Annotated in this window: 21 protein-coding genes; 19 read left to right on the forward strand and 2 right to left on the reverse strand. The window is 69.2% G+C overall.

What is annotated here, in order from left to right; genetic code table 11:
- Positions 1 to 39 precede the first annotated feature (39 nt).
- From ABZ552_RS06780 to ABZ552_RS06860, 17 genes are all read left to right on the forward strand, one after another.
- Positions 40 to 1,635, forward strand: a complete 1,596-nt coding sequence (locus ABZ552_RS06780) for a cutinase family protein (protein ID WP_281878948.1) — start codon at positions 40 to 42, stop codon at positions 1,633 to 1,635.
- Positions 1,636 to 1,692: 57 nt separating this feature from the next.
- On the forward strand, positions 1,693 to 2,652 hold the full coding sequence (locus tag ABZ552_RS06785) for a hypothetical protein (protein WP_281878949.1): 960 nt from the start codon (positions 1,693 to 1,695) through the stop codon (positions 2,650 to 2,652).
- A gap of 15 nt (positions 2,653 to 2,667) precedes the next feature.
- Positions 2,668 to 3,546: a hypothetical protein gene (locus tag ABZ552_RS06790; protein WP_281878950.1), complete on the forward strand. Its 879-nt coding sequence runs from the start codon at positions 2,668 to 2,670 to the stop codon at positions 3,544 to 3,546.
- A complete protein-coding gene (locus ABZ552_RS06795) occupies positions 3,543 to 4,205 on the forward strand; it encodes a DUF6668 family protein (RefSeq protein ID WP_281878951.1) in 663 nt (220 codons plus the stop codon). Before ABZ552_RS06790 ends, ABZ552_RS06795 begins: the two co-directional genes overlap by 4 nt.
- A gap of 51 nt (positions 4,206 to 4,256) precedes the next feature.
- Positions 4,257 to 4,553 (forward strand): hypothetical protein, encoded by a 297-nt coding sequence (locus ABZ552_RS06800; RefSeq protein ID WP_039799032.1) that lies wholly within the window; start codon positions 4,257 to 4,259, stop codon positions 4,551 to 4,553.
- 23 nt (positions 4,554 to 4,576) lie between these two features.
- Positions 4,577 to 4,837 (forward strand): hypothetical protein, encoded by a 261-nt coding sequence (locus ABZ552_RS06805; protein ID WP_228829053.1) that lies wholly within the window; start codon positions 4,577 to 4,579, stop codon positions 4,835 to 4,837.
- Positions 4,838 to 4,868: 31 nt separating this feature from the next.
- A complete protein-coding gene (locus tag ABZ552_RS06810; RefSeq protein ID WP_281878953.1) occupies positions 4,869 to 5,528 on the forward strand; it encodes a hypothetical protein in 660 nt (219 codons plus the stop codon).
- Entirely contained in the window at positions 5,525 to 6,337 is an 813-nt protein-coding gene (locus tag ABZ552_RS06815; RefSeq protein ID WP_281878954.1) for a hypothetical protein, read from the forward strand. The genes ABZ552_RS06810 and ABZ552_RS06815 overlap by 4 nt, the downstream gene beginning before the upstream one ends.
- A 20-nt stretch (positions 6,338 to 6,357) precedes the next feature.
- Positions 6,358 to 7,173 (forward strand): hypothetical protein, encoded by an 816-nt coding sequence (locus ABZ552_RS06820; RefSeq protein ID WP_281878955.1) that lies wholly within the window; start codon positions 6,358 to 6,360, stop codon positions 7,171 to 7,173.
- Positions 7,167 to 8,639 (forward strand): hypothetical protein, encoded by a 1,473-nt coding sequence (locus ABZ552_RS06825; protein WP_281878956.1) that lies wholly within the window; start codon positions 7,167 to 7,169, stop codon positions 8,637 to 8,639. The genes ABZ552_RS06820 and ABZ552_RS06825 overlap by 7 nt, the downstream gene beginning before the upstream one ends.
- Entirely contained in the window at positions 8,636 to 10,126 is a 1,491-nt protein-coding gene (locus tag ABZ552_RS06830) for an SCO6880 family protein (protein WP_063017581.1), read from the forward strand. The genes ABZ552_RS06825 and ABZ552_RS06830 overlap by 4 nt, the downstream gene beginning before the upstream one ends.
- Before the next feature lie 7 nt (positions 10,127 to 10,133).
- Positions 10,134 to 12,278: a hypothetical protein gene (locus tag ABZ552_RS06835; RefSeq protein WP_281878958.1), complete on the forward strand. Its 2,145-nt coding sequence runs from the start codon at positions 10,134 to 10,136 to the stop codon at positions 12,276 to 12,278.
- Complete coding sequence (locus ABZ552_RS06840) at positions 12,275 to 12,583, forward strand: transposase (RefSeq protein WP_357435920.1); 309 nt, start codon at positions 12,275 to 12,277, stop codon at positions 12,581 to 12,583. The genes ABZ552_RS06835 and ABZ552_RS06840 overlap by 4 nt, the downstream gene beginning before the upstream one ends.
- A gap of 37 nt (positions 12,584 to 12,620) precedes the next feature.
- Positions 12,621 to 14,285 carry a peptidoglycan DD-metalloendopeptidase family protein gene (locus tag ABZ552_RS06845; protein WP_281878960.1) on the forward strand — a complete coding sequence of 555 codons (1,665 nt, stop codon included), beginning with the start codon at positions 12,621 to 12,623 and terminating at the stop codon, positions 14,283 to 14,285.
- 65 nt (positions 14,286 to 14,350) lie between these two features.
- Positions 14,351 to 14,905 (forward strand): hypothetical protein, encoded by a 555-nt coding sequence (locus ABZ552_RS06850; RefSeq protein ID WP_357435922.1) that lies wholly within the window; start codon positions 14,351 to 14,353, stop codon positions 14,903 to 14,905.
- A 42-nt stretch (positions 14,906 to 14,947) separates the two neighbouring features.
- Entirely contained in the window at positions 14,948 to 16,783 is a 1,836-nt protein-coding gene (locus tag ABZ552_RS06855; RefSeq protein WP_281878962.1) for a type IV secretory system conjugative DNA transfer family protein, read from the forward strand.
- Positions 16,780 to 17,166 carry a DUF4913 domain-containing protein gene (locus ABZ552_RS06860; protein WP_281878963.1) on the forward strand — a complete coding sequence of 129 codons (387 nt, stop codon included), beginning with the start codon at positions 16,780 to 16,782 and terminating at the stop codon, positions 17,164 to 17,166. Before ABZ552_RS06855 ends, ABZ552_RS06860 begins: the two co-directional genes overlap by 4 nt.
- Before the next feature lie 72 nt (positions 17,167 to 17,238).
- Here ABZ552_RS06860 and ABZ552_RS06865 read toward each other — a convergent pair whose 3' ends face one another.
- Together ABZ552_RS06865 and ABZ552_RS06870 are read right to left on the reverse strand one after the other, a co-directional pair.
- Positions 17,239 to 17,781 carry a hypothetical protein gene (locus ABZ552_RS06865; RefSeq protein WP_063017590.1) on the reverse strand — a complete coding sequence of 181 codons (543 nt, stop codon included), beginning with the start codon at positions 17,779 to 17,781 and terminating at the stop codon, positions 17,239 to 17,241.
- 411 nt (positions 17,782 to 18,192) lie between these two features.
- Positions 18,193 to 19,071: a peptidylprolyl isomerase gene (locus tag ABZ552_RS06870; protein ID WP_281878965.1), complete on the reverse strand. Its 879-nt coding sequence runs from the start codon at positions 19,069 to 19,071 to the stop codon at positions 18,193 to 18,195.
- Positions 19,072 to 19,210: 139 nt separating this feature from the next.
- Here ABZ552_RS06870 and hisS point away from each other — a divergent pair, with 139 nt between their 5' ends.
- Positions 19,211 to 20,482 (forward strand): histidine--tRNA ligase, encoded by a 1,272-nt coding sequence (hisS, locus tag ABZ552_RS06875; RefSeq protein ID WP_357435925.1) that lies wholly within the window; start codon positions 19,211 to 19,213, stop codon positions 20,480 to 20,482.
- 155 nt (positions 20,483 to 20,637) lie between these two features.
- A complete protein-coding gene (locus tag ABZ552_RS06880; RefSeq protein ID WP_281878967.1) occupies positions 20,638 to 21,285 on the forward strand; it encodes a hypothetical protein in 648 nt (215 codons plus the stop codon).
- Positions 21,286 to 21,327 lie beyond the last annotated feature (42 nt).

Here is a 21,327-nt window from a genome sequence, read left to right on the forward strand (position 1 = left end):
CGGATCGCTATGACTGGATACTCGGCAAGACTCTCGGGGATGCTGGTAGCACTCGCCGTGGCTGTGGCGACCGCCGGTGTCGCCGCGGCGGAGCCGCCGGATCCCGGTCCCTCCACGAAGATTCGCCTCACGACCTGTCCCGCGTTGTACGCCTTGGGAATTCAGGGCACCGGTGAATCCTCGCCGGACGCGGCGCCCACCACCGACACCGGCATGCTCTCCACGGTCTTCCGGCCGATGATGGCGAAAGCGCCCGACACCGGACTGGTCGATCGGGCTTACGTGCCATACGAATCCGGTTTCGGCGGCGCGACCGCCGGTGGCGCGGCGCCCTACTCGGAATCGGTGGCCGGCGGTCTCGCCCGTTTGCGCGGCATGGCCGAAACCGTCGCCGAGGCATGCCCGAACAGCCGGTTCGCGGTGGTCGGTTATTCGCAGGGCGCGCACGTCGCCTCGATGTTCGCGCAGGAGATCGGTCAGGGCCGCGGCGTGCTGCCCGCCGAGAAGGTCGCCGCCGTAGCGTTGTTCGGCGATCCGACCCGCAATCCCGGCGCGCCGCTGTTTCCGGGCGCGCCGGGGAAAGCGACGCCGGATCCCGCGCCGGGTACTGCGGGCGACCGGCTGGAATCCCTTGCCGCCCTGCCGCAGGCGCCTGCGATCGGCGGCGGCATCGGCCCGGAGCGCGACAAGGCCGCGAACTTCGGGGCGCTCACCGGACGAGTGGCGAGTTTCTGCGCGGCGGGCGATCTCGCCTGCGACGCCCCGGACGGCGCGCCCATCCTGAAGGCCGTCGCCAACGTGGTCGGCCAGTCCAAGCTCAGCGGCGGCGACCCGATCGCCTCGCTGGTGTCGATCGCGCAAGCGCTGGCGTTCACGTCGATCAAGACCGCGACCCAAGTGGTCAACGGGGACATCGAAGGCAATTCGCTGGCCACCCTGTCGATCTCGCCGGAGAAGTCGATCTCGCAGCGCCTGGCGGACGCCTCCGATCCGCGCACGCCGCTGAATCTGCCCCGCGCGCTGCAGGCGCTGGTGAAGGTCGGCATGATCGGCTTGAATTCCGTGGTCGCGGTGGTCCGAGCGGTGATCAATCCGGCGAATATCGCCGAGCTGGCCACCGCGGGCCTGGCGAATCCGCCCGCCGCGTTGCTGTCGCTGGGAGCCGAGCTGGTCGGTGCGATCACTCAGCTGATTCCGCCGACCACCGGCGTCCGGCTGGTCACCCAGGCCTTCGACGCGGTGGTGCAGAACATCACCGACAACAGCGAGCTGCTGAACACGGCCACCTGGGTGCGCTACTGGGACACCGTGCAGCGCCACACCGGCTACAACAGCGCCATCGTCGCGGCGAACGGTGCCGCTCCCACCCAATTCGTCGCCGAATGGCTCGCGGCGCTCGCTCGCGACATCGCTGATGCATCCGGTGGCAAGGCCGAGCCCCGGCCGGTGCTGGAGAAACAGCCGACCGGATTCTTCGGGGACGGCTCCGGCGCGTCTCCCACGCCGAGTTCGTCCGGTACGGGACAATTTCCGTTCGGGACAGGAGCCGATGGCGCCTCATCCAGCGGCGTGACATCGATTCCGCCCACCGACCGAACCGGCACACCCAACACCTACCCGTTCTCCACGAACTGATCGCCGAGAGGGTCCGACGATGCGATACTGCGTGCCCTGCTCTGCGGGAATGGGGGAATGTTGAAGTCGTACAAACAGCTTTCCCGCTGGTACGGCGCTCTGGAGCCGGACAACGGCGTGCCGGAGAAGAGCAAGCCGGATGAGGCGAACACCATCATCCCCGCGGACGACGACAGACCTGCGCGCTACCCCGACTACCTCCGCGACGACGAGCCGTGGCAGCGCAGGCCCGAAGAGGTTCCGTCGGATCTGCCCGCGCAGCGCAGCGAGTTCACCGGCGGGTGGTCGGATTGGGTCGTGACCGGCCATGCGCCGGGCCCCGACGACGACTATGTCGCGCCGCGGCACGCCGACCCCGTGCCGTTTCCGTGGGCCGGCGACGACGAGCACGACCCGGTCGAGCCCCCACGCCCCGCGGAGTCGCGCGCGCTGCGGCAGGCCGCTCGCGCCCACCCGGCCGTCCGCCGGGCCCGGCTGCTGATCCTCGTGATCGTGGCGGTGCTGGTCATCGTCGTCGCCGCCGTGGGTGTGCTGCTCCTGCTGCGTTCGGCCGCCGATCGCGCCGCGCAGCCGATGCACCCGCATATGTCCGCGTCGGTGCAGCTCACCGTCGGCGGCGCCCAGGCGGTGGGTAACCCGCGCGTGGCCGGTGCCTGTCCCACGGAGCGCAGCGACGCGATCGTGCGCAGCGCGGAGGCCGGCGGCACCGGCTCCGGACCGGACGCGGTGCTGTCGTTCCAGTACGCGTACTACGTCGAGCGCTCCGGCGAACGAGCCCGCGCGGCCGTCGCACCGGACGCGAACGTCCAGCCCGCACCGGTCATCCAGCGCGGCATCGACTCCGTCCCGGCGGGCACGACGCATTGCGTGCGGATCGTGACGGTCGGAGACAACCGGTATTCGGTGGAGGTCACCGAATACCGGCCCGGCGGCGCGCCCGCCACGTACAGCAGGCAGACGGTCACCACAGCGGTGATCGACGGCCGCACCCTGATCACGGGTATCACGGCCGGATAAAGGAGAGCAGAGGCGATGGGAGAGGACTGGAGCCGCTGGCTCGACGAGGCGCCCGGGGATGGCGCGGCGTCGAGCCGGCCGGTGCGTTCCAAGGCTCCGGTGGTGCGGTTGCGGCGCGGCAAGGGCGACGGCTCCGAGGCGGATCATCCGGTGCAGCGGCCGATCCTGGTGGTCGGCGGGTGCGGTGGTGCGGGCACCACCACGACGGCGTTGGGTTTGGCGGGTGAACTCGGTTCGGGTGGCACGCCGACGGTCGCGGTGGACGCTACCTCGGCGGGCAGCGATCTCGCGCTGCGCGGCGCGGACGAGCACCTGCACCCGATCAGCTTGCAGTCCTGGCTGTACGGTCGCGGTGACGGCGAGCCCGCGCCCTTGAAGGAGTGCCTGTCGCGGGCGACTTCGGGCATCGGGTTGCTCTGGCGCGACGCCGCGCCACTGCGCAGGCGTGCGACCTATCTCACGGTCGCCCGCGCAGTGCGCGAGGCCGGATACACCGGCGTCTACGACGGGGGACACCCGATTGCCGCCCGGCAACTGCTTCCCCTGCTCGATGACGCCGATGTCGCTCTCGTGCTCGCCATTCCGGCTCGCAACGACGCGGCCAACCGGCTGCGGGTCGCCCTGGAATGGCTGGACGACCAGTTCGGCGACGCCGGGGAGGGGCGCGGAGGCGGCATCGTCGGCGACACCACCATCGTCGTCTCGCACCAGTATCCGGGCGATGACTCCCGGGTAGCGGACCATTTGCGTGAGCATCTGTCCGGCTGGGTCCGCGACATCAGGGAGATTCCCTACGATCCGCACCTGGCCCGTGGTGAACTCGTGCGGCACACCTCGTTGGCCGCCGAGACGCGCCGGGCGTATGGGCGCCTGCTCGCCGGGGTGGCATCATGACCGCCGCCATGATTTTTCCGCGTCAGCCCGACCCAGCGCCCGCCGGTGTGATCGCCCCGCCGGAGTCCCGCCGTGCCGCCGTATGGGACCGTCCCGTGCCGGGTGTGGGCCGGGCGCCACTGGTCTGGCTGCTGGGTGTGCACGGCGGAGCCGGAGCCAGTACCCTCGCGCATGTGCTTGCGCCCGCGGCGGATTCGGGCCGCCGCTGGCCCGGCGTCTTCGACCGCGAAAGTCCGTTCGTCGTCCTCGTCGCACGAGAGACGATCGCCGGTCTGTCTCGCGCGCACGACCTACTGCGCCAACATCTTTCGGGTTTCGCCGGTCCCTCCGACGTGCTCGGCCTGATCACGGTTGCCGCGCGGCCCGGCCGGATGGCTCCGGAGATCCGGCGCTATCGCGACGTGGTCGGCTCCTTGGCCGGGCAGGTGTGGCAGGTGCCGTGGTACGAGGAATGGACGCTGGTCGAACCCGAGCAGCTGCCGGTGTGGTCGCCCGGTGACCCGATGCCGTCCAGGAAACGCAAGCTCGATCTGCTGGAGGAAGTCCCGCTCGATGTCCGGGAGCTCGGCGCCGACATCGTGGCGGCCGCGCGGACGGCACTGGAGGAGGCCGGCTACGACCGCCGGTCACCGGATCTCCGTAAGCCGCCCGATGAGTGAACGTCCGCATCGAATCGGCGACAACCACCCACCATTCGAGAAAGGCACCCGATGAGCACGCTCCTCCTCGCCGTGCAGGACACGTACGGCACCGTCCTCGCGCAAGTCGGTAATCCGACGCCCGAGGCGCCGCCGGGCTCGGAGAAGATCCTGCAGCTGGTGCGCTATCTCACCTGGTTCGTCCTGCTGTCGGGCATCTGCGGCATCGTCTATGCGGGCGGCAAGTTCGCCTGGGAGAAGTGGACCGGCGGTGGCCTCGAGTCGCCGAAGATGGTGGCGGGCGCGATGATCGGCGGCGTGGTCGCCACCAGCGCGGGCACCATCATGAACGCCGTCATCGGCACCTGAGGCCGACGATGGGTACCGTACGCATGTCCGCAGTGGAGCTGCTCGCCTACAAGCAGATGCCCGCCGACGTCCTGGCACCGCTGATGCAGCTGCTGAACTGGCTGCTGTGGTTCGTCCTGCTGGTATGCCTGGCCTGGATGATCGTGTCCGCGGGAAAGCTGTGGCTGGTCTTCCGCAGCGATCTGGCCATGAACGATGCCTCGCACGGTGTGCTGATGAGCCTGCTGGGTGCGGTGGTGGCGAGCACGGCGTCGGGGATCGCCCTGGCGTTCCTGCCCGCGTGAGCCGCCGGACCGGGACGGGGACGACGCGCGAATGATTTCGACAGTACTGCGACCGGCGGACGCCGCGGCGTGGCGGCGCGACATCCGCCGCCCCGCGGCCGGAGTGGTCGGCGCCGCGCTGCTGGTCGCGGCCGTCGGCTGCGGCGGTGGTGGTGCGGACTCGGCGGAGCCGGATCTGTCGGCCGCGCCCACCAACGTGCGGTGGCAGCCGTTCCAAGGTGTGCCGTTGCCGCAGACCGATCAGGGGCCGCGGTCCACGGCCGACGGCGCGGCGACCGGTTTCGAACACTCGCCGCGCGGTGCGGCCGTCGCCGCGCTGACCCACTCGGTGCGGCTGGCAGTGGCCGCCGATACGCAGTGGGCGAAAGTCGCTGCCGGAGAAGTCGTTCCGGGTGCCGCCAAGGACGAGTGGGCGATCAACCGGGTGCAGTTGTCGATCACCGGCCCGGCAGCCCCGGAGTTCGCTCCGCGTTTGCTCGGCTACAAGATCACCGGTTACTCCGAGTCGCGTTCCACCGTCGACGTGTACACCGAATACTCCGACCGGTCGAAGGCGGTGCACCACACGGCCGTCGAGTGGTTCGGCGACGACTGGAGATTACGGCTGCCGGATCCGGATTCGACCGCACGACCCCTCGATTCGATCGCCGCATTACCTACCGACATTGTGAAACTGGAGGCACCGACGTGAGCGACAGAGAGTCGTACACGCGCGACCGTGTCTCCTTCGGGATCGTCGCCTCCGCCGCGGTGCTGGCGCTCATCGTGGTCGTCGGCATCTTCGTCTTCGTCAGCCGTGACGAAGAGCCGGTCGGAGGCGCGCCCGCCGTCGCCGAAGGCTCCGGCGGCACCGGCTTCGCGAGCCCCGAGACGGACATCCTGGGCAGGCGCGTCGACATTCCGAACAACCCTGCCGGACAACCGCTTTCGCAGGACCCCTCGCGCCAGCGCAAGCCCACCGACCCGGACTGGCTGACCGCGGCGCCGGAAGGTACCACCGAACCGCACGGCTGGCAGCGGGTGTACGGCGCCTCCGTCCCGTTCTCCACCTCCGACGGACCGACGCGGATCGAGGACGACCTGGCCGTCGGCTACTCGCACACCCCGCAGGGCGCGGTGCTGGCCGCGGCGCAGATCACCTACCGGCTCAACGCCCGGCCCGCCGATCGCGACCTGTACGTGCGCCAGGTCCGGGTGTCCGCCCAGCAGATCGCCGCCTACGACAAGGCGCTGGCCGACGACCGCCTGCCGCAGCAGCAGCCGGAGAAGGTGACCCGATACTTCGTGGCCTCCGACGCTTTCAAAGTGGACGACTACGCCGACGATCTCGCCATCATCCGGCTGGCCACCAGGGGACCGGTGGTGGACGGCAAACAGCTGTGGGCGGCGACGCGCCTGGTCATGGTGTGGGACGCGGGCGACTGGCGACTGAAGCCCTCCACCACCAACAACGCCCAGACCGAATATCTCGAATCGCTGACGGGGTGGACCAAGTGGTGACCGCGCGCAGACCCGGACGGATGCCCCTGGCGCTGATGGGCGCGGGCGCGCTGATCAGTGTTGCACTGGCGGTGGCACTGACAGTGGTCGCGCTGCGGGACGACGCCTCCGCGGACGAGCGGGATGTCGTGCCCGGTACGTCGGCGGGAACCGCTCCCGATCCGGTCGCAGGCACATCCGCGTTCGGCACACCGGAGACCGACCTGTTCGGTCGTCGGGTTGACGTGCCCGTTCGAACGGCCGGTGTTGTGCTGCAACAAAAACCGGATCAGCGGCAGCAACCGGGCACGCCCGGATGGACCGCGGCCGCGCCCACGCCGCCGAACGGCGAGGGGGTGTGGCAGCGGCTGTTCGGTGGTCCGGTCGTGCGCTTCTCCGCGTCCGACGGTCCGTCCCGCATCGACGGCTCCGCCGCCTTGGGATTCGCTCACACGCCGCAGGGCGCCGCGCTGGCCGCCGAACAGATCTACTGGCGGACCAATGCCAATCCGAGGGATCGTGATCTGCTGACCCGGCTGGTCGACGTGACGCCGCAATACATGGCCGAGTACGACCGTCTGGTCGCCGAGGGCAAAGTGTCAGACCGCCTGCCTGACAAGCTGAGACCCCTGTTGTTCGCTTCGGACGCGTTCCGAATCGAGAGCTATGCGGATGATTTCGCGAAAGTGCAGTTTGCGAGAAAGGCTCGAGAAACAGTTGATGGCCAACCAACGTGGGTGGGCATGCGCCTGGCGGTCCGGTGGCGAGACGGAGATTGGAAGCTCACCACGGTGACAGGCGACGAGCGAGTGCAGATCGAGTCCCTGCGGAGCATCGAGGGGTGGACACAATGGTGAGGCGCCTAGTCACGATACTCGCGGTCATCTTCACGGTGATGATCGCGACGCCGACCGTGGCCTACGGCCAGACCTACGGATTCGACGAGACGTGCAACGAGATTCACGACACGCTCGACAACGTCGGCCTGCCCGGCATTTCACTCGGCGACGCCGCGTCCGCCGCGTGCAAGGCGGGCAACGCCGCCACGCATCCCGACCAGGCGGCGACGGCGGTCAAGGACAAGGCCTGGGATTCGACCTTCGGCAAGGTGGTCGATTCGCTGATGAACGGTCTCGGCGAGGCCATCATCCTGGCGTTGACCTTCTGGATGAAGGTGCCCAACGAGGCGGCGAGCGATTCCGGTTCGCTGTTCACCAAGATCAACGACTACACCTATCAAGCCCAGATCCTGTTGTTGATAGCGTCGGTGATCCTGTCCGGGGCGCGATTGGCCGAAGCCAGACGCGGGGCCGCGATGAACGAAGCGGCCGAATCGTTCCGGATGTTCACCCGCGTCGTGTTCAGTTCCTGGATGCTCGGTGCGGTGATCGTCGCGGGCACGCAGGCGTCGGACCGCTTCGCCGAGTGGATCATCGACGACTCGACCAACGGCAACGCCAAGGACCTGGCCGAGCTGATGGTGAAGACCAGCAAGTTGCAGGCGTTCTCGCCGGGCTTGGTGCTGATCATCGCGATCGTCGGCCTGCTCGGCGCGCTCGCGCAGATCGTGCTCGCGATCGTCCGGCAAGGCCTGCTGGTGATCGCGGCCGGTGTGCTGCCGCTGGCGGCGGCGGCCTCCGGCATGAACATCGGCAAGCAGTCCTATCAGAAGCTCATCGGCTGGATCATCGCCTTCATGCTGTGGAAGCCGGTGGCTGCGATCGTGTACATGATCGCGTTCACCACAGCGGGCCACGTCGATTCGCTCACCCCCACCGGCGGCCTGCCGGACGGTGAGCAGGCCCAGCGCATGCTGGTCGCGATCGTGCTGCTGTGCAGCGTGGCCTTCGTGCTGCCCGCGCTCATGCGACTGGTCACTCCGGCTGTCGCGATCGTCGGCAGCGGCGGTTCCGGTTTCACCGCGGCCGGCGGCACGCTGGTGGGGGTCGCGGCCTTGGGCGCCATGGGCACCAAGGCGGTCGGCGTCAAGGACGCGGCGGCTCCCGGCAGGGCCGGCTATGTGAGCGGCAGCGGCACCGGCCCCCGTCCCGGCGGCGCGGGTGGACCACGCGGCGGTGGCGCACCTCGCCCGACGCCGCCGCGTGGCGGCGGCGGCCCCCAGGGCGGTGCGGCTCCGCGCGCCTCCGGACCCGCGGGCGCGGCCGGGGTAGCGTCCGGAGCGGCCAGGACGGCAGGCCGGATCGGCGCGGCGCGCGCCGCGAGCGGCGGGTTGAACCGGGCCGACCAAGCCATGGGTGACGTCGCGGGCGATCGCTGGACGAACCGTTCACCCGACCTCGGGAGGAGCACCATTCCGCGATGACACTCACCGACACCTACGAGCGGCGCTCGTACGGGCTTTGGCAGAAGCCGCGCAGCGCAGGTCTTTTCGGCCTGCGCTGGGAGGAGACCGTGCTCGGCTTCGCGGTCGTGATCACGGCGCTGATCACCGCGATGGTCGGCGGCTTCCAGTGGGGTGCGATCGTCGGCGGCGTCGGTGTCGTCGTGATGGTCCCGCTGGTGTGGCGGACCGGAGGTCGTTCGGGCTACGAGACGGGATTGATGATGTTCAACTGGATGCGCTCACGCAGTCGTGGCGAGCACGTGTACCGCGGTGGCCGCTTCTCCCGGATTCCCGGCGGCGTGACCCGTCTGCCCGGGCTGCTGGCGCCCTCCAAGCTGTATGAGGGCATCGACGCGGGCGGCTACAGCTTCGGCATGATCCACCTGCCGCAGTTCGCCCAGTACACGGTGGTGCTGCGTGCCTGGCCGCAAGGCCACGAGGCGGTGGACCAGCCGGTGATCGATCGGTGGGTCTCGGCGTGGGGCACCTTCCTCGCCTCGGTCGGCCAGACCAGCGACATCGTGGCCGTGGTGCCGGTCATCGACACCGTGCCGGAGACCGGAAACCGCTTGCTCACCGAGGTTTCCACGATCACCAGGCCGGAGGCGCCGGAACTGGCCCAGCAGGTGATGTACGAGCTGGCCACCGAACTGCCGCAGGAGCGGGTGCAGTTGCTGCCGCGGGTGGCGATCACGTTCAAGGCCACCACCGCCGAGCGCCGCAAGAATCCGGCGGAAGAGGCCGTCGAGATCGGCCGTCGCCTGCCCGGAATCTGCGCCGCGCTGGCCGAGGCCGGTGTGCGCGCCCAGCCGATGTCGGCCGACGAGGTGATCGCTTTCATCCGCCGCAGTTACGATCCCGCCTCGCAGGCCGACCTGGAAGTGGCCGCGGGCGAACCGGAAGGGCACGGCCTGGACTGGGCGGACGCGGGCCCGGTGTCCCACGACGAGAAGTGGGATCATCTGGTGCACGACGGTGGCCGGTCGGTCACCTGGGAGATGGACGCCGCTCCGGAGGGCGCGGTCGACGAACGGGTGCTGCAGCGGCTGCTCGCGCCGAATCCCGAAGTACCACGCAAACGTATCGCGATCGTGTACCGTCCGCACTCAGCCGCCGACGCCGCAGAAATCGTCGACGACGATTTCAAGAACGCGTTGGTGGCCCAGCAGAGCGAACGAGGGGTCGTGTCCGCGGCGGCGACGCTGCGGGTGGGCGCGACCCAGCAGGCCCGCGAAGAGCAGGCCCGGGGTCACGGTGTGACCCGCTTCGGGGCGCTGGTGACCATCACCGAGCCCCTGCGCGGTGACCTGCCGCGTATCGAAGCCATCACGCGCGACCTGTCGACCCAGGCGCGCTTGAAGATTCGGCGGTGCTACCGCTACCAGGCGGCGGCCTTCGCGGCCTCCCTCGGTTGCGGGGTGATCCTGCCGGAACACGCGACTATTCCGAAGGCACTGGCGGGGTGAGCTATTCATGGCACGGGACTACGAGCCACCCGTACGGGAACGGGACGAGGACGCACGCCGCAGGCGGCTCGAGCAGTCCGGCCGCGACGAGTGGGGACAGCGGCCGGAGCGCCGGCGCGCCACACGGGATTCGGCGCGGGTGAACGGCGAGGACCGGCGCGGCGTCGACACGTCCGACCGGCGCTCGGCCGAGCGGCGTGGGCGGCCGGGCACGGGCCGGTCCGACGGCGTCCACGCCGACCGCGGGCACGCCGAACGTCCCCGCGGCGAGCGGAACTCGCGCATGTCCCGGGACGCGGTCACCGAGCGCATCGCCGCGCGGCCGGAACGCAACGGGGCCAGGAACGGGCGCGTGGCACGGCCCGCGAAGGTGGACTACACCGCCGACCGCGCCATGGGCACCCCGTACACGGACAAGGCGGCCCGCCGCGCGAAAGCGAAGGCAGATCGGCGCAAACAGTCCGGCCCGCCGCTGCTCGACGACGCCACCCGCGCCAAGCTGGAGATGATCGCCCGCGAGGGCAGTGGTCTGCGGGCGGCGTTCGCCCAGTTCCGGGTCCGCACCGACGACATCCGCCGCCGCAACTACGCGGCGCGCGCGGAGCAGACGATCGAGGACGGATTCGATCGCAGCACAGCGCAACTCACCGACCGCGGCTACGCGGGACCGGGAGGCGGCCGGATGAACGTCGTCGGCCGCCCGGTCGAGTACCGCGCCACCACCGCCCAGGTCGCCGGCCTGTGGCCCTGGTCGGTCGGCGCGGGCGCGCCGCTGATCGGCACGCCCCTCGGCTCGCACCTGCACACCGGTGCGCCGGTCTGCTTCGACCCGATGAACTGGTTCATGCGCGGCAGTTTCATCACCGCGCCCAGCTTGTTCGTGCTCGGCCTCAACGGTTTCGGCAAGTCCTCGCTGGTTCGCCGGATCGTGCTGGGCGGCATCGCGCAGGGGATCACGCCGTTGATCCTCGCCGACGTCAAGCCCGACTACCGGAAGATGGTCGAGCTGGTCGGCGGGCAGGTGATCGACCTCGGATACGGGCACGGCAAACTCAACCCGCTCGCGGCGGGGGTGCTCGGCGCGGTGGTCCCGCGGCTGGAAGAGTTCCCGGCCTTGCAACTGCAGGTGTTGCAGGACTTGCGAGCCCGGCAGGTGACCCTGATCGCGGGCCTGGTCGAACTGGTACGCGGTGACCGGGTGCGCGACTACGAGGAGACACTGATCTCCACGGCCCTGCGCATCCTGTACCGGCCGGGCAGCGGCTACACACCGGACAAACCGCCGATCATGGAGAACCTGCTCGAGGTGATCGTCGGCGGCGGTGAGGAATTGATGCTGGACGCGGGCGCCGACGACGTCGCGGAGTACCAGGAGGCGATCAAGGGCCTGCGCCGCTCCCTACGCGCGCTCACCCAGGGTCCGTTCGGCGCGGTCTTCAACGGACAGACCACCGTGCCGATCGACACCAGCGCGGTCGCGGTGTGCATGGACGTCTCGCACATCCCGACCGGCGACAAGAAGCTCAAGGCCGCGGTCATGCTGGCCTGCTGGGCCGACGGGTTCGCCTCGGTCGAAGCCGCGCACGTGCTCGCCGACGCGAAGCTCGGCCCGCAACGCTATTTCCAGGTGGTGATGGACGAGCTGTGGCAGGTGCTCGGCCTCGGTGACTTCATGGTCGACCGCGTCGACGAACTCACCCGATTGCAGCGCGGCATCGCGACCGCGCTGATCATGATCAGCCACACCATCAAGGACCTGCAGGCGCTCGGTTCGGAAGCCGCCATCGCGAAGGCGCTCGGTTTCCTCGAGCGGGCGCGCGCCAAGATCTTCGGCGCGCTCCCGGCCGAGGAGATCAAACGGCTGGACAGCACGGTTCCGTTCACATCGGCCGAGGAGGAGATGGTGACCGGATGGTCCGCACCGCAAGCGCTGACCGGCGAGGCGCTCAAACCGGGACAGCAGCGGCCCTCGCCGCCGGGCACCGGCAAGTTCCTGCTGAAGATCGGCGAGGATCGTCGCCCCGGCATCCCGTTCCACATGGAATTCACGCTGTCGGAGAAGGAAAGCGGGATCCACGACACCAACCAGCGGTTCAGTGAGTTCACCGAATCGACCTCGCGCGGAACGGATTCACCGGGGAGCGCCGCATGATGCCGCACCGGTCCTACCGTCGCGTCTCTCCGGAGGTGCGCCAAGCGGCGGTCGAACAGGTCATCGCGCTGACCGGCAAGCTGCGTAGTGAATCGGAGGCCTGCCGCGTGGTCGCCGAGCAGATCGGTGTGCACACGAACTCGGTGCGGAACTGGGTGCGCGCGGCCGAAGGCCCCGGTCTGGAACGGATGGACGCGATCGCGCTGCGGCGCAAAGTCGCACTGCTGCAGCAGCAATTGGCGGCCGCCGCCGAGATGAACCGCACGTTGGCCGACACCCTCAACGAAGCCCGGCGCCGGACGTGAATCACGGCTGCGCGCGGCACGATGCCGGAGTGCGGCGATGAGCGGCAAATCGGTGTTGTGGACGGCGCTGGGCGCGGTGCTCGGCCTGATGACCATCGTGCTGGTCATCGTCATGCCCGCCGTGGACGACGCCTGCGAGGGCGGGTCCGTGCTCGGTTCGCAGTCGGCGCTCCCGCCGCTGGGCGGCTACCCGCCGGGTGATCGCCGCGCCGCCGCGACCGCCGGTTCCAGCGCGACCCAGACCAATCCGGCGGCGACCGCCACCCCCTCGCTCGCCGCGGGAGCAGGCCCGCTGCGCCGGACCTTGCCGATGGCCACCGGAACCTTCACCGTGTCGGATACCTTCGGTTCGCGGGGCGGCGCCCACCGGGGCGTCGACTTGGCCGCGCCCGACGGCACGCCGATCTTCTCGGTATCCGACGGCCGTGTGGTCGCCGCCGGTCCGGCGTCCGGCTTCGGCAACTGGATCGTCGTCGATTCCGTGGACACCAACGGCCGTTCGTACTCGGCGGTCTACGGCCACATGTGGGATTCCGGCGTGCTCGTCCGCGCGGGCGACACGGTGACGGCGGGGCAGCACATCGGCGCGGTCGGTTCGGCGGGGGAGTCCAGTGGCCCCCATCTGCATTTCGAGATCGTCCCGGGCGGCCGGTTCACCGGCGGGCGCCAGATCGACCCGCTGCCGTGGCTGGACGGCGCCCCGACCCCGGATGTCGGCGGTGCGCGCGCCTACTCCAGCGATCCGCGCTGCAGCCTCGGTTTCGGCACCGCCGGTGGCGCGCTGGCCGCGGGCAAGGTGCCGCAGGAACTGGAGATCTGGTACCGCCGGGCGGGTTCGATCTGTCCGCAGATCACGCCTTCGCTGCTGGCCGCGCAGGGCAGGCAGGAGTCCGGTTTCCGGCGCGGCGCCAGCTCCCCAGCCGGGGCCCAGGGCCTGGCGCAGTTTCTGCCGACCACCGCGGTGAGCATCAATCCCGACGACGGTCGACCGTATGTGATCGACGCCGACGGCAACGGCGTGGCCAGTGTGTGGGACGACGGTGACGCGATCATCGGTCAAGGGCGCTACATGTGCGCGATCGCGCACAAGATCCAGCGGTGGCAGGCCGAGGGCCGGGTGCAGGGCGACATCGTCGCGCTGACGTTGGCGGCCTACAACGCGGGCGAGGGCGCGGTACTGGCCTCCGGCGGCATGCCGAACCAGGTTGCCGCACACTATGCCGAGACCCAGCCGTATGTGCGCAACATCCTCACGATGGAAGCGCAGTACCGGGCGCCGGGTTCGGTCGGCCGGTTCACGCCTGGGCAGGGGACGGCAGGTGACCAGATCGTCGAAGCCGCTCACGAATGGCTCGGCACCCCGTACGTCTGGGGTGGTGGCGGGCCCCAAGGCCCGAGCGGCGGCGGACTGGACGGACCGGGCCTGACCGCGGCGGCGGTGTTCGCGGCGTCCTCCGGCACGGTGACGTTGCCACGCACGGCCGAACAGCAGTGGGAGGCGGGCACGGAAGTGCCGATGAGCAAGGCCCGGCCAGGGGATCTGGTGTTCAGCTCGTTCGGTCGGCGTGGACCAGCGCAGGTCGGCGTCTACGTGGGCAACGGGCGGATGATCCAGTCCGTGCCCGGGGCGGATGCCCGATCCGCCGGTGGTGTTTCGGAAGTCGCGGTTCCGGGGGACGGACGTGCGAGGAGGGTGCTGTGAGCGGTGACGGGCCCGAACACACGGCGGCAGGACTGCCGCGATGCCCCCGGGTGCGGCTAGCCTGGATGGATAGAGCGAATGCACGGGCGAAACTGGTGGTGATGCTGGTGGTGAGCGTCGCGGTGCTGGGTGCGGCCTGCGGCCGCGCGGACACGGGATCCGATGCGGCGCATTCGGCTACGTCCACAACCCGTTTGCTGGAGGGCGTGCCCGCCCCCGATCCGGTGACGCCCGACGGTGTCGCGGTCGCGGCGTTGCGGGAGATCTACAGGTGGCAACCCGCCACCGAGACCCAGGGTGCTTCCTTGAACAGGGCGCGAAAGTTTCTCGGCCCCAGCTTGATTCGTATGCTGGATGCGGCGCCGACCGCGGTGGAGACGCCGAAGTCGACGCTGCAGTGGGCGGATTGGGCTCGGGAGGGGGTGCACGTGGAGGCATTCACGTTCGCGTCCGGGGAGAAGCCGCCGGCCCTCAGCGACCCGAACGTCCAGCAGTTCAAGATCGGGATCGAGCAGACCGTCGTCTATCCGAACGGACGCAAAGAGCCGCTGCCGCCCGCGACGGTGATCGCCACCGTCGTGCGCACGCCCGACGGCTGGCGGCTCGACGCATTCCGCTGACCACCCGCTTTCCGTACCGGACGGCCGACCCAGGAGGCACACATGGCGAAGAAGAAAAAGGTGACGGATCCGGCCATACCCGGACCCGACGTCAGCCTGTTACTGACCTACGCCGGCTTCGCGATCTTCGGAACTCTCTGGCTCGCGCTGCATCTGGGCAACATGCTCGAGGGCAGCCCGCAGAAGGTCCCGTTCAACCCGATCGCCATCGCGGCGGATCTGGCGCGGGGCAAGTTGCGCTGGCCTGGCGCGGCCACGGCGATCGTGTTGCTGGTGATCCTGAGCGTGGTCGCGTATCTGGTGATCCGCAAGGAGCTGCAGAAGCGCCGGAGCAAGGGGAGGTTGCCGGTCGACGACAAGGCCGACGTGATGGGCAACGGCGGCGCCATCTCGATGCTCACCGAGGCGGGCGTCCGGGAGAAGGCCCAGCAGTTGGGCGTCAAACTCGGCTACGACGACGCTCCCGGTGTACCGATCGGCGTCGGTGTGGCAGACGGGGTGATGCTGTACGGCTCGTACGAGGATCTGCATTTGGACATCTGGGGCCCGCGCCAGGGCAAGTCGACGTCCCGGGTGATCCCGGCGATCCTCACCGCGATCGGTCCGGTGCTGGCCACCTCGAACAAGCGTGACGTGGTGGACGCGACCCGAGACGTGCGGGAGTCCAAAGGAAGTCCGACCTTCGTCTTCGATCCGCAGGGCGTGGCCGGAGAAGAGCCGACCTGGTTCTGGGATCCGCTTTCCTGGGTGGACGCCAAGCGGGAGGGTTGCGAGATGCGGGCGGCGCGGCTGGCGGGGCACTTCGCCGACGGCGACGACGGTAGTGACAGCAAGACCGACGCGTTCTTCGATCCCGAGGCCGAGGACCTGCTGGCCGGACTGTTCCTCGCCGCCGCGGTCGGCGATCGCAACGGCAGCAGGCCGATCGTGCAGGTGTGGGAGTGGGTGACCAATCCGCAGGACACCGAGCCCATCGAGCTCCTGCGCGCCGCCCGCCATCACTACACGGCCTCGGGCCTGTCCTCGCAGTACAACGCCGATCCACGAACGCGCAGTGGCATCTTCGGCACCGCCAAGAAGATGATCCGGTGCCTGAAATTGTCGAACGTGCACCCGTGGATCACCCGTGGCGGCGATCGCAGGGAGTTCGACGAACTGGAATTCCTGGAGAACAACGGAACGCTCTACAGCCTGTCGCTGGAAGGCCGTGGATCGGCCGCGCCGCTGGTGAGCGCACTCACCGAGGCGGTGGTGGACGTGGCGATGCGTAAGGCGTCGCAGTCGGCCGGTGGACGCCTGGCGATCCCGATGCTCGCGGTGCTCGACGAAGCCGCCAACGTGGTGCGCTGGAAGGACCTGCCGAAGCAGTACAGCCACTTCGGCTCGCGGGGCATCGTCGTGATGACGGTGCTGCAGTCCTGGGCCCAGGGCGCCCGGTGCTGGGGTGAGAGCGGCATGAACGCCTTGTGGTCGGCGGCGAACATCAAAGTACTCGGTAGCGGCGTGGACGACACCAAGTTCCTGCAGGAGCGTTCGGACGTGCTCGGGGAATACGATGCGATCTCGCAGTCGGTGTCCGAATCCAAGGGCGGCAAGAGCTATTCCCGCTCGCTGGGCTCGTCCAAGACGTTCTCCGTCAACGCCCTCGCGACGCTGCCGCGTGGCCGGGCGATCCTGTTCCCCTCCGGTGCGCCGCCGGTGCTCATCCGTACCGTGCCCTGGTGGGAGGGTGAGTACGCTGCCGATGTGAAACAGTCCATCTCGCGTCACGACCCGCAGCGCAAGACCGAGATCACCGACCTGATCGGCGCGCCCTCGCTCAGCAAGTCGACGCCGCCGCCGGAATACGGACAAGTCGAGGAGGTTCGGCCGCTGTGACCGAACAGCAGCAACAACCGATGATCTACTCGAGCGTGGTGGAGTTCGTCGAGAACTACCTCAGCCTGGTCTACCGGCGTCAGGTCACCGATCTCAGCGACACCGTGTGGTGCCCGGAGTGGTGGCAGCATGCCGAGGCAGTCGCCCGGCTGGACGCGCTGTGGCGGGCATGGGAGCACTACCGGCTGGACGGGCGGACCGGACTGAGTGTCTGGTTCCTCGATCACGCGGACCCGCACATGTCGAAGCTATTCGACCCCAAGGGGCCGTTCAAGTACTGCAGTGTGCGCAACGGCCACAAGGACATGCTGAGCCCGTTGCCGTTGAAATCGCCGCAGCACGGCATGTTCGGCGATCCCACGGTAGGCGACTTCCGCACGTGACCGACTGCGGTTGTCGCGGTGGTTCGAGACGACGAACGCCCGCCGGAATCCGGCGGGCGTTCGTTCGTCCGGCTACCTTGTGCGTTCCAGGCCGCGGGATTCCTGCTCCCTGGCCCTGGTGACCGACGGCGCCTGGTCGGGGCGGGAGCGCACGGCCTCGCCCGGCGGTTGCGCCTGCCCTACCTCAATCAGCATCCGCACGGCGGCGAGTTCCGGCGCCACGCCCATTTTCGCGAGATGGGCCGCGATCGCCATGCGGCGTTCCTGGGAGTCGTACTGCAGAGCAGGCTTGGCGGCGGCATTGGCCGCCATCCGGGATGCCTCGGCCTGTGCGGAGAAGCGGTCTTTCTCCAGCGACACACCCTTTTCCGGGATCGGCTTCTCGATCAGCCGGGCCAGTTCGGTGTTGCGCGGATCCTTGGCCTTCGCGTCGCGCGCCTCGCGCAGCTGCAATTCCTTGGCCTCTTTGATCCGGGCCTCGGTGAGCTTGACGCGCGCTTCGGCTTCCTTCTGACCACGCTCGCGGGTCCGCAAGGCGACCAGCGTCGCAAGCTGCAACATTGTCCTCATCATGGCCGCGGTTTCCCGGCCGATGTCGTCCAGTTCCTCGGACATGGCTGCTCCCCGATGCTGCAGTGATCACTATGGATGATGGTGGTGCTTCGTTACGGACGCCGCCACGCGAACTGTAGTCCCGTGCAGCGGGTCCCGCCTGCAAACGTGGACACCCGGAGAACTTGTGGCGTGGCACTTCCTGTCCGGCGGATTGCCCGGCCGAGGCCGCGCTACGCTGCAAGAACTCCTTGTTTCGAGGTTACCTGACAAAGGTCGGCACAATCGAACGAGCTTGCTGCTTTATCAGCATATATCGCACATTTCCGGCGTGTCTCCGGGCGTGCCGGATGATCTTCGGACTGAGGGCACCCTAACCGAAGAAAGGCTCGACTGTCCGCACTTCGGCCGGATGGCGGTAGACATGGCTCGGGCCCGCTGCCGAGAGATCGGCGGCGGGCCCGAGTTCGTGCGTCAGCGATCGATGCGGACCGACTGGATGGTGACCGGCTGCTTGGGCTTGCCGTCACCGGGGCCGTTGGAGTCGTCCTGGCCCAGCGCGGCGATCTTGTCGAGCGTGCCGAGGCTGTTGTCGTCCACCGTGCCGAAGATCGTGTACTGCGGCGGGAGCTGGGAATCCGAGTACACGATGAAGAATTGGCTGCCGTTGGTTCCCGGGCCCGCGTTGGCCATGGCCAGCACGCCGCGCTTGTACGCGACCGGCTCGGAGGAGGCCGCGGGGTCGTTCGGAGCGTACTGATCGGTCGGGTATTCGTTGTCGAATTCGTAACCCGGCCCACCCATTCCGGTGCCCGTGGGGTCACCGCACTGCAGAACCTTCAGGCCCTCGCCCGCGGTCATGCGGTGACAGCTGGTGCCGTCGAAGTAGTTCTGTGCCGCCAGGCTGACGAAGCTGTTCACCGTGCACGGGGACTCGGCGTTGTTCAGGGTCAGCCCGATCGGGCCCTGGCTGGTCTCCATGCTGACGCTGACCTTGGCGTCGACGCCGGTGGTGGGGATGCCGTCGGCCTTCGGCTTGCTCGCCTGCTTGTCCGCGGGCTTGGCGCTGTCTCGATAGGTGCAGTCGACCGTCGCGGGCTTGGCCTTGGCCGACGGCGGCGCGGCCGCGGCGGGCGTGCTGGACAGCGAGGCGTCGGCAGCGTCGGAGCTGCTGTTGTCGTCGCCGCGGGTCAACAAGTACACCCCGGTCACGGCGGCGACCACCACGACGACACCGAGTACCGATCCGGCGATGGTGAGTTGCTTGCGCTTGCGCGCCCGCTCCGCCCGGTTGGCGAGCTGACGTTCCAGCTTGCGTTTCGCCGCTGCTCGTCGCTGTTCGTTGCTCGGCACTACCACGTTCCTCCCGTATCCGGTTACATCGGGATAAGAGTGTGCCATTCCTACCTGAGACTGCTCCGCAACCTTCCTGAGAGGCGGTTCGGCGAACCGGTTGGACTTGCGGGGCCGTAGTGGTGGAAACTGGAGCATCGTGACCAAGACCAGCAGCTTCTTCGCCCCGAAGGGGGTACCGGACTACGTGCCACCCGGCTCGGCCGAGTTCGTCGCGGTGCGCGACGGCCTGCTCCGCGCCGCCCGACTGGCCGGGTACGGGCATATCGAGCTGCCGGTCTTCGAGGACACGGGCCTGTTCGCCCGCGGTGTCGGCGAGTCCACCGACGTCGTCACCAAGGAGATGTACACCTTCCCCGACCGCGGCGATCGCAGCGTCACGCTGCGTCCCGAGGGCACCGCGGGGGTGATGCGCGCGGTCATCGAGCACGGCCTCGACCGCGGCCAGCTTCCGGTGAAGGTCTGCTACGCCGGGCCCTTCTTCCGGTACGAGCGGCCGCAGGCCGGACGGTACCGGCAATTGCAGCAGGTGGGCACCGAGGCGATCGGCGTCGACGATCCGGCGTTGGACGCCGAGGTCATCGCCATCGCCGATGCCGGATTCCGCGGCCTTGGCCTGGACGGTTTCCGGCTCGAGGTCACCTCGCTGGGTGACGAGACGTGCCGTCCGCAGTACCGCGAGCTGCTGCAGGATTTCCTGTTCCGGCTGCCGCTGGACGAGGAGACTCGGCGGCGTGCCCAGCTCAACCCGCTGCGCGTGCTGGACGACAAGCGGCCCCAGGTGCGCGAGATGACCGCGGACGCGCCCCTGATGATCGATCACCTCTCGGAGTCGGCCAAGGCGCACTTCGAGCAGGTGCTCGGCCACCTGGAGGCACTGGGTGTGCCGTACGTGGTGAACCCGCGCATGGTGCGCGGCCTGGACTACTACACCAAGACCACGTTCGAATTCGTGCACGAGGGTCTCGGCGCGCAGTCCGGCATCGGCGGCGGCGGGCGCTACGACGGTCTCATGGCCGAACTCGGCGGCCAGCCGCTGTCGGGGATCGGGTTCGGTCTAGGTGTCGACCGCACCATGCTGGCGCTGGCGGCCGAGGGCAAGTCTGCGGGCGACCCGGCGCGCTGCGAGGTCTTCGGCGTGCCGCTCGGTGACGCCGCCAAGCAGCGGCTGGTGGTGGTGGCCGCGCAGCTGCGCGCGGCGGGCGTCCGGGTCGACCTGGCTTACGGCGGGCGCGGTGTGAAGGGCGCGATGAAGGCGGCCGATCGCTCCGGGGCGAAGTTCACCCTCGTACTCGGCGACCGTGACCTCGCGGAGAACGCCATCGGGCTCAAGGACATGGCGACCGGCGACCAGCGGCAGATTCCCCTGTCCGAGGTAGTCGGTGTGATCCGGGAGTCGCTGGCCGGGTAGCCGAGGTGGCGGGTGCGCCCGGCGCTGTCGGGTTTCGCGACGCGATCGCCGGGCGCGCGGTACTGTGCGTCGAACCCGTCGCCGGCCGGGCGGCGGGTGCGGTTACGTGACCGGCGCGCACAGTTCCGCCGCCGGAGTCGCGAGAGGGCGGAGTAGTGTCCACGAATTCTGATGACCAGCAGTCGATCGCGCCGGTCGGGCTCGATCTGGTCGCGCCCGAACTGTACGCGCCGATGTTGCGCCGCCTCGCGCTGGCCGCGTCGGGCATCGGTGTCGGCGCGGCGCTGCTGGCCGCGACCGTGGTGAGCTGGCCGATCGCCGCGGCCATCGGCGTCGTCGTCGGCGCGCCGACCGTCCTGTACGCCGTCGCGTTGCGCCGACGGCGAATGTGGCTGACCGGCAACACGATTCATGCCCGCAGACTGTTGGGGGAACGGCAGGTGGAGCTGTCGGAAGCGACCGGGGTCGAGATACTGGTGTTCCCGGCCCGATTGAGCCGGATCGCACTGCGGGTCACCGCGGGGGAGGTCTCCCAGGTCGTTCCACTGGCGATGTACACCGACGCGGGCAGCGGTCGCGAATTGCACCTGCTCGGATTGCGCAGGCTCGCGGATGCGCTCGCGGCCAGTCGATTGGCCGCGGCCGTAGCGGTTTCCGAGGTGCTGGTGCACCAGTTGCGGGCCGAGGCGCGCGACGCCGGGCTCGAGGAACGGCCGCTGTATCGCGCGGTGCGGCTGGCGCGGGCGAAGGACGTGGTGTCGCCGATCGTGCTGACCGACACCGAGGTCGCCACGCTCGCCTGACCCGGCGTCCCCGGGAAACCGCTGTGCGGCAGCGTATCGGTC

Source organism: Nocardia sp. NPDC019219 (assembly GCF_040632645.1).
Lineage (GTDB): Bacteria > Actinomycetota > Actinomycetes > Mycobacteriales > Mycobacteriaceae > Nocardia > Nocardia sputorum.